Annotated in this window: 5 protein-coding genes and 2 pseudogenes; 2 read left to right on the top strand and 5 right to left on the bottom strand. The window is 53.4% G+C overall.

All coding sequences use genetic code 11. The features are described 5' to 3' along the window. The 5 genes and pseudogenes from DQ405_RS27235 to DQ405_RS22860 all read right to left on the bottom strand — a co-directional run. A partial coding sequence (locus DQ405_RS27235; RefSeq protein ID WP_206678932.1) for a hypothetical protein occupies positions 1-239 on the bottom strand: 239 nt, incomplete at its 3' end. Positions 240-522: 283 nt separating this feature from the next. Then, positions 523-2,190: a fatty acid--CoA ligase gene (locus DQ405_RS22875; RefSeq protein WP_168426253.1), complete on the bottom strand. Its 1,668-nt coding sequence runs from the start codon at positions 2,188-2,190 to the stop codon at positions 523-525. A 116-nt stretch (positions 2,191-2,306) separates the two neighbouring features. Next, a pseudogene (locus tag DQ405_RS22870) lies at positions 2,307-4,089 on the bottom strand (acyl-CoA dehydrogenase C-terminal domain-containing protein). A 114-nt stretch (positions 4,090-4,203) separates the two neighbouring features. Then, a complete protein-coding gene (locus DQ405_RS27620) occupies positions 4,204-4,506 on the bottom strand; it encodes a cupin domain-containing protein (RefSeq protein ID WP_241730130.1) in 303 nt (100 codons plus the stop codon). Between the two features lie 410 nt (positions 4,507-4,916). Then, a complete protein-coding gene (locus tag DQ405_RS22860) occupies positions 4,917-5,636 on the bottom strand; it encodes a GntR family transcriptional regulator (RefSeq protein WP_168426251.1) in 720 nt (239 codons plus the stop codon). A 181-nt stretch (positions 5,637-5,817) separates the two neighbouring features. On the opposite strand from DQ405_RS22860, the pseudogene moaA reads away from it, so the two are divergent. After that, positions 5,818-6,817 (top strand): annotated as a pseudogene (gene moaA, locus DQ405_RS22855) (GTP 3',8-cyclase MoaA). A gap of 321 nt (positions 6,818-7,138) precedes the next feature. Next, positions 7,139-8,011, top strand: coding sequence for an FAD binding domain-containing protein (locus tag DQ405_RS22850; RefSeq protein ID WP_168426250.1), 873 nt, complete (start codon positions 7,139-7,141; stop codon positions 8,009-8,011). Positions 8,012-8,112: the final 101 nt, after the last annotated feature.

Genomic DNA, 8,112 nt, shown 5'->3' with positions numbered 1-8,112 from the left:
CAGAAAGCATTGGCTGGGTCAGTCAGTTCCAGCGCTTGTACCTCCAGCTCCCACATACCGTCTTGGCCAAGATTGTTAAGATGTTCAAGCCGAGCGCTATCGCGCTGTTGATGTTCAGTGAAGCCGGTAATCCTTTGGTTTAGTTCGTCTATTTGTATCTTCGCTTCTGCAAGTTCTGCGATCAAATTTTGCTCACGAGAATGCAATCCTAATAGGGCTTTTTTTGCCCTATTTGTCATTGGGTGCTTTTCGCTGGCAAAAAGCTCACCGTCAAATGCATGCCTTTCAATAACTCAATACTAAACACTCAAATATTCGAGAATTTAGCGCAGATTTATTCCAAGCGAACATGTTCTACCCTCTCTTTGTGAGAAACCTAGGGATGCTCCGATCAACTTGCCGCATAACCGTTGATGATCGCGAGGATCAGGTAGCCATGCGCAATTCAGTACATTTGCGGACTTGTTTGGAGAGTCCTTAGCAGTCTGCCTTGGCTAACAGTTATTTGGGCTACCTCTGATTTTAGGCTGGCTTATGAGGAGCGCCTGTAGCCAATTCGTTTTCGCGGATGAGCTTCTTGTTGATTTTACCGACGCTGGTTTTGGGGATGTCTGCAACGAACTTAATATGTTTAGGGATTGCCCATTTGTTTATGTGCCCACTGTCCACAAACTGTTGCAAATGGGTTTCAAGAGCCTGTTGATCAATACTTTGTCCTTGCTCGCAAACCACCAGAGCCATGGGACGTTCGCCCCATTGCACATCAGGAATTCCGACTACCGCGACAGAGGTAACAGCTGCGTGCTCGCTTATCAGGCTCTCCAGTTCTAGTGAGCTAATCCACTCGCCACCGGTCTTGATCACGTCTTTGATTCGGTCCTTAATCTCCACCCCGCCGCGGGTGTCGATCGAGGCGACGTCGCCGGTATGCAACCAGCCGTCTTGCCATAGCTCGGCGCCCTTTTCCGGTTCCTTCAGGTAGCCCTGGGTCAGCCAGGGGGCCCGTACTACGACCTCGCCGAGTGACTCGCCATCGTGGGGTACGTCATGGCCGTTGGCATCGATGATTTTCAGGTCGACCATCGGCACCGGCACCCCGGTCTTGATCCTCACGGCCAACTGCGCGTCCATAGTTAGATTGAGATCTTCGGTTCGCAGGTAAGTGGTACACAGCAACGGACAGGTTTCCGACATGCCGTAACCACTGTGCACCAGCATCCCTCTGCCGGCTGCCTGCGCGGCCACACCAAGGGTCAAGGCACTACCACCCAAGAGCATTTTCCAGCCGCCGAAATCGGTCTGCGCCGCTTCGGGGCAGCCGAGGATCATCTGCAGGATGGTCGGCACGCAGTGGGAGAAGGTCACCTTTTCTTCACGATAGAGTCGAACCAGGCTGTTGGGCTCGTACCGCCCTGGGTAGACCTGCTTAATCCCCATCAGCGTCGCCACATATGGCATGCCCCAGGCATGCACATGGAACATAGGCGTGATAGGCATGTAGACATCGTTGGAACGAAGCAGCGGCAAGCCTTGGTAAGCACCCAGAGTGCCAACGGCATTGAGGGTATGCAGCACCAATTGGCGATGGCTGAAGTAGACGCCCTTGGGGTTGCCGGTGGTACCGGTGGTGTAGAAGATGGTTGCCGCAGAATTCTCGTCAAAATCTGCAAAGTCGTACGTTGCGTCTGCCTGGGACAGCAACTGTTCATATTCCCCCAGTACCGGCAGCCCGGTAGCGGGTGCGCCGTCGTCACTGAGCTGGATGTAGCCCTTGACGGTGGTCAACTCGTCATGAATCTGCTCGATCAAGGGCAGGAAATCGTCATGTACTAGTACCAGGTCATCCTCGGCGTGGTTCATGGTGTAGAGCACCTGCTCCGGAGACAGACGGATATTCACCGTATGCAGCACCGCACCTAGCATCGGCACGGCGAAGAAGCACTCCAGATAGCGGTGACTGTCCCAATCCAGCAACGCCACTGTGTCGCCAGCCTTGACCCCGGCCGCAGTCAGGGCATTGGCCAGTCGGCGGATGCGCTGGTTGAGCGTCTGATAGCTGTAGCGCAGCTTGTCGGCATAGACGATCTCATGTTCGGCTTCGTAGCGCTGGCCGGACAGCAGTAGGCTCTTGATAAGCAAGGGGTAGGCGTAGGCATTTTGCGCGGGTGCAATTATTTTTGTTTTCAGCATGACGATACGTTCCAGCTCGGATTGAAGGGCTAGCCCTGCGCTGCATCCAGGGGCAGGAGTGGCACGCTCTGGGAGATATATCCCATTAGGCATCTGCAGGCCTGGATATGGGCCGCTTAGAACTGCGTGGCGTCTAACAGGTACAGGCTTTCGCTGCCGGCCTTGACCGACGCAGTCAGCGAGTGGATGCGCGGCAGGATGCGCGCAAAGTAGAACCGCGCGGTACCCAACTTGCTGGCGTAGAAGTCGTCTTGACCCTCCTTGCCCAGTGCTGTCCTGCCCATCAGTGCCCACATGTAGGCATAAGCGGTGTAACCGAACACCTGCAGATATTCGACCGAAGCGGCGCCGATTTCGTTGGGATTGGTCTTGGCCCGATTCAGCAGATCGGCGGTCATCTGTTCCAGATTGTTGATCGCGTCTTTCAGTGGATGGGTGAACTCGGCGAGCGAAAGATCGGCCGAATCAGTGAAGGCCTTGATCTCATCCGCGAAGTGTTTATAGAGCGTCCCGCCGCTACCGATCACCTTGCGCCCGATCAAGTCGAGGGCCTGGATGCCGTTGGTTCCTTCATAGATTTGAGTGATGCGGCAATCGCGTACTAGTTGCTCCTGACCCCACTCGCGAATGAAACCATGACCACCGAACACCTGCTGGCCGTGGAGAGTGGTTTTCCAGGCCCATGTCGGTGAGGAAAGCTTTAGCCACCGGGGTGAGCAGCGCGACCAGTTCTTCGGCGCGCTTGCGTACGGTCGGCTCCTCGCTGAATTTGACGATATCGAGTTGCAGGGCAACGTAGCTGGAAAAAGCACGGCCGCCCTCGTTTAACGCCTTCATGGTCAGCAGCATGCGACGTACGTCGGGATGGACGATAATCGGATCAGCGATCTTGTCTTTCGCTACAGGGCCGGTCGGCGCCCGGCTCTGAACGCGCTCGCGGGCATAGTTGATCGCGCTCTGGTAGGAACGCTCGCCAGTTGCCAGGCCTTGAATGCCGACGCCAAGGCGTTCGTAATTCATCATAGTAAACATCGCCGCCAAACCACGGTTCGGCGCGTCGACGATCCAGCCGGTGGCGCCATCGAAATTCATCACGCAGGTGCTGGAAGCCTTGATACCCATCTTGTGCTCGATCGAGCCACAAGACAGCGCATTGTGCTCGCCCAGTCGACCCTCGGCGTTGACCATGAACTTGGGCACCAAAAACAGTGATATGCCTTTCGGCCCGGCCGGTGCATCCGGCAGCTTGGCTAGCACCAGGTGAATAATGTTCTCGCTTAGGTCGTGCTCACCGCCGGTGATGAAGATCTTGGTGCCGCTGATCTTGTAACTGCCATCGGCTTGGGGGTCGGCTTTGGTGCGGATTGTCCCTAGGTCGGTGCCAGCGTGCGGTTCGGTCAAGCACATCGAGCCGGTCCAGACGCCGGCGTACATGTTCGGCAGGTATTTCTCTTTCAGCTCTTCATTGGCGTTGGGCGTTGATCGACAAGCAGGCACCAGCGGTGAGCATCGAGTAGAGGCCGAATGACAGGTTGGCCGAGTTTGACCATCTCTTCGACTTGCGCGGAGATCACCTTGGGCATGCCCATGCCACCGAACAGCGGGTCACCGCCGATCCCTACCCAACCGCCTTCCAGCGTATGTTTTGTAGGCTTCCGGAAAACCGGCCGGAGTTTTCACCGCACCGTTGTTCCAAGTGCAGCCTTCCTCATCCCCGCTGCGGTTCAGCGGTGCGACTATACCGGCAGTGATTTTGCCGGCTTCTTCCAGAATAGCGTTGGCAGAGTCTTCATCCACCACGTCGGCCAGGGAAGGTAATTGAGCCCACAGCTTGGACACGTCGAATACTTCGTTGAGCACGAAACGCATATCGCGCAAGGGTGCCTTATAGTCAGACATGATTGAAGGAACCCATTGCAGCTCCGAAAGAGCTGACGATATAGACTTTAGAGTTAGACATCGGATACTCCGTCGGTATTGGGATCGGACTGACGCGTGACGAGAAAGAAATTGTCACGCAATGTCGCGATCAAACTTACCGTCGATTAGGACGAATGCGATGCGGCAATTTTTGGAAGATCGGTTCGACCAACCATGATTGGTCCCACGCTGAACGACGATATCGCCAGCGCTGACCGTGACCTCGCCTTCATCCATAATCAGCGTAATCTCGCCTTCTAGAATGATCCCGTAGTCAATCGTCTCTGTCCGATGCATGTATGCATGTCGCGAGGTGACCCCATCATGCGAAGAAGCGTATTCAGCACCTACTTCTGCAAATCGTGCACGTGCCTCTTCAGGCGATAGGTCATTCAAACTGTCTCCTTCTGGTGGAAAATCTACAACCCGGATTCGGGTACCGTTCGTGGGCGGGGCGAGCTTAATACCATTCTCGTGCGGTTCCGACGAAGACCGATCAATGCGAGCCGGCGTCTGCAATGTACTCCAGACTTCGTAGAAAATTGGACCAGACTCATCTCCGATATACGCAACTCGCGGAGGAGGGCCGTCTGCGGTAATGACAGCCTGACCAGCTGAGTTGTGCCCCGTGACCACGCGACGGAATGAAGGACTGTTTCATGAGTTTCTCCAAGATTTATTTATTGTTTTGGGTGACGGGAGAGTGATTTGGCTATAAGCGAATCTGACTGGATCTCGACCCTAATGGCTATCGCCGCTGCTTCAGCTAGCTGACAACGCAAATATGGAGAATATATATATTTCAGTCAAGCGTTGGTTGGGCTTCCGTTCTCGGCGAGCTCATCACGCACGCTCCTTTCGCCGTAGATTGCGATGAACGGTGTAGCAAGGTGAAGCTCTAAAAACGCGGATGCACGACCCTCTTCTCGTCCAAGTGCGTGCATAGCAAGCTCGCGATGATCATTCTCGAATAGGATGCGGGGGCGTGGCTGGCTCATGAAGATTCTGCGATAACGATACGCTTGGTCATAAAGCTCGCTGCAATAGCGAAGCATGCGCTCGGATCCGCATGCGGAAATCAAGCTCATATGGAATTGCTTATGCAATTTATCAAACCCCTCATCACCCTCTGCAATAACGCCAGGCACTATGGGGATGTAGTCTTCCATTTGTTGTAGAGCACCCAGAACTGCGGCCTCCCAAGCTGCCCCGCCTTTGCGAACCGAGAGTCTCAGGGCTTCGGATTCGATCAACGTGCGGGTGTTTATCGTGTCTCGGAAATCTTCTTGACTGGCCACGGCTGTCCGAAATCCCCGCTGTCCCAAAGCGACTACCAATCCAAGCGACGCCAGTCGGGAAAGTCCCTCACGCACCGGAGTAACGCCTAGTTTGTATCGAGCAGATAGGTCATGAATATGGAGTTTTTCACCCGGAGGCAGATCTCCACCCAAGATGGCTTTTTTCAAAACCTCCATCGCTAGCTCCGCCTGTGTTTTTGACTCTGGCACTGCGATTGTTGCGCTCATTTTTGATAGTCCGATATGTCTTGATACCCGCGCGATCGTAAAGCGGGATGAGGCGCTAAGCCATAAATCTATATATTTTGTGTATTCATTTCAATAAATTCAGGAGTAAAGTGATCAATGGCGCCCCCCAACCTCAGCAAACAATTGCCCGAGCTTGGCACATCAGGAGTGAATCTTGCCAATGACATCCACTCTCACGGACACGTTTGGACGACACATTAATTACCTACGTATGTCAGTCACCGATCGATGTGACTTTCGCTGCGTTTATTGCATGAGTGAGGAAATGACCTTTCTACCAAGGTCGAGCATTCTCACTTTGAAGGAAATTCACAGCCTTGCTATTGCCTTCGTAAGAGCTGGCGTACGCAAAATCCGGTTGACTGGTGGAGAGCCGCTGATTCGACCCGGAATTGCTGCGCTATGCGAAAGTATAAAGGCCATACCAGGACTGGAGGAATTGTGCATGACGACTAACGGCTCTCGCCTGGAATCTCTAGCCGAGCCGTTGTTCAGTGCGGGCGTTGATCGACTGAACGTAAGCCTAGATAGCCTAGACCCCTCCCTATTCAAGTCACTTACTCGCACTGGGAATCTGACGTCGGTGATCAAAGGTATCGATACTGCGCGAGCCGTTGGTTTTAAAAAGATAAAGCTCAACTGCGTCATGCTGAAGGGTCGAAAACGACCATGAGGTCGAACGACWKAGTGGCCTTACGGCAATCGATCGTCCAGCTAGACGTCTCGTTCATCGAAGAGATGCCATTGGGCGTGATCACCGAACACGGCCGGGAGCAGACTTTCTGCTCGAGTGCATATCTCCGCGAACGTATCAGTCAAACCGCTACACACTTCTTGCTTCGTCCTATACCAGTTCAGGCCCCTCCCGTTATTGGGAGGTGGCCCACGCCCCTACCACTCGAATCGGCTTCATCTCGCCCCATAGCCACAACTTCTGCGATACGTGTAATCGCATAAGGCTTACAGCTGAAGGTCGCCTACTGCTTTGCCTTGGTCACGAGAACTCGATTGATTTAAAAGCGATTTTACGCTCCGATCCGACGAATACCGACCTTGTTACCCACAGCATCCATGACGCCATGAAGCTCAAACCAAGGCAGCACCACTTTTCCAATGACAGCGTTGAAATCGTGAGATTCATGAATAGCACAGGCGGTTAACCGTCGGTCAGAAATAAATATATTTATCGGCGGCATCTGGTGTTTTTTTGAAAGGGCGAACGCGCAGCCAGCTCGATTAAAAATAAATACGTTATAAAACAGCAAGTTGCGCAATCTATTCATTCTCTCATCTGTAGGCTATGCATAGGGTTTTTGGCGACGGCCCTGTCCTTGACATAAATATATATATTTATTAATTTGGAGCTATGTCGTCGCCTGAGCACCGATGGCCCACGGCTTCACATCCGAGACCGCGGTACGGTTGCCACAATAAAAAAAGTTCCACCTGTCCTAAGGATAGGAACTGGAGGTGAAATCAAGATGAAGCCTTGTGATTTTGAATACGTGCTTCCTGCCGACCTCAATGAGGCGCTTGCCGCCCTAGAAAACACTTCCCATAGGGACGCCAAGGTTCTAGCCGGCGGCCAAAGCCTCATCCCCATGATGAATTTCAGAACTCTAGCTCCTGAGGTGTTGATTGACATCAATCAATTGACCGAGTTGGACTATTGCAGAGTAGAAGGCAGAGATCTTCTGATAGGGGCGTTAACTCGCCACAACACGTTGAAAAACTGGACTGCGGCTCACGATGTGTGCCCGCTGATCCGGGACGCCTACGAACACGTCGCCCACCATACTGTCCGCAATCGAGGGACCATCGGTGGGAACCTCTCCCATGCAGATCCTGCGTCGGAAATGCCTGCAGTAATGCTCGCGTACGATGCGCAATTTGTCCTCCGATCTTCCACGTCAACCCGAACCGTCCGAGCAGATGAATTCTTCATCAGCTCGCTCCAGACCTCCATTGCTCCCAACGAGCTATTGGTGGAAATCAGAGTTCCTTTGCGTAGAACGAGTGGGTGGGCTTTCGAGGAGGTTTCAAGCCGCAAAGGTGATTTCGCAATCGTTGCGGTCGCGGTACTGATGGAGCTATCCAACGGTAAATGTATAGCGGTGTCGATTTCTTTGAGCGGAGTGACTGATAGGTCAACTCGAGTCTATGAAGCAGAAGGGGCGCTGATCGGTACTCGAGTTACGGCTGATCGCATTGATGCAGCACTGACAGCCATCGGAACATCTATTGATTTCACTGACTCTCCAGGCGTGTCGAGTGAGTACCGTAAGCATCTCGCAAATACGCTTGCGGGTCGCGCAATCAGGACTGCATTTCAGCGCGCTTCGGAGGCACAGTAACGTGAATAAGCACCCTATCCAGGTCAATGTAAACGACATAGACCATCTCGCAATAGTCGAGCCCCGACTCCTCCTATCCGACTTTCTTCGTAAGGATACGG

Source organism: Pseudomonas sp. SST3 (genome assembly GCF_003325755.1).
This window is presented reverse-complemented; position numbering and strand designations above follow the sequence as displayed.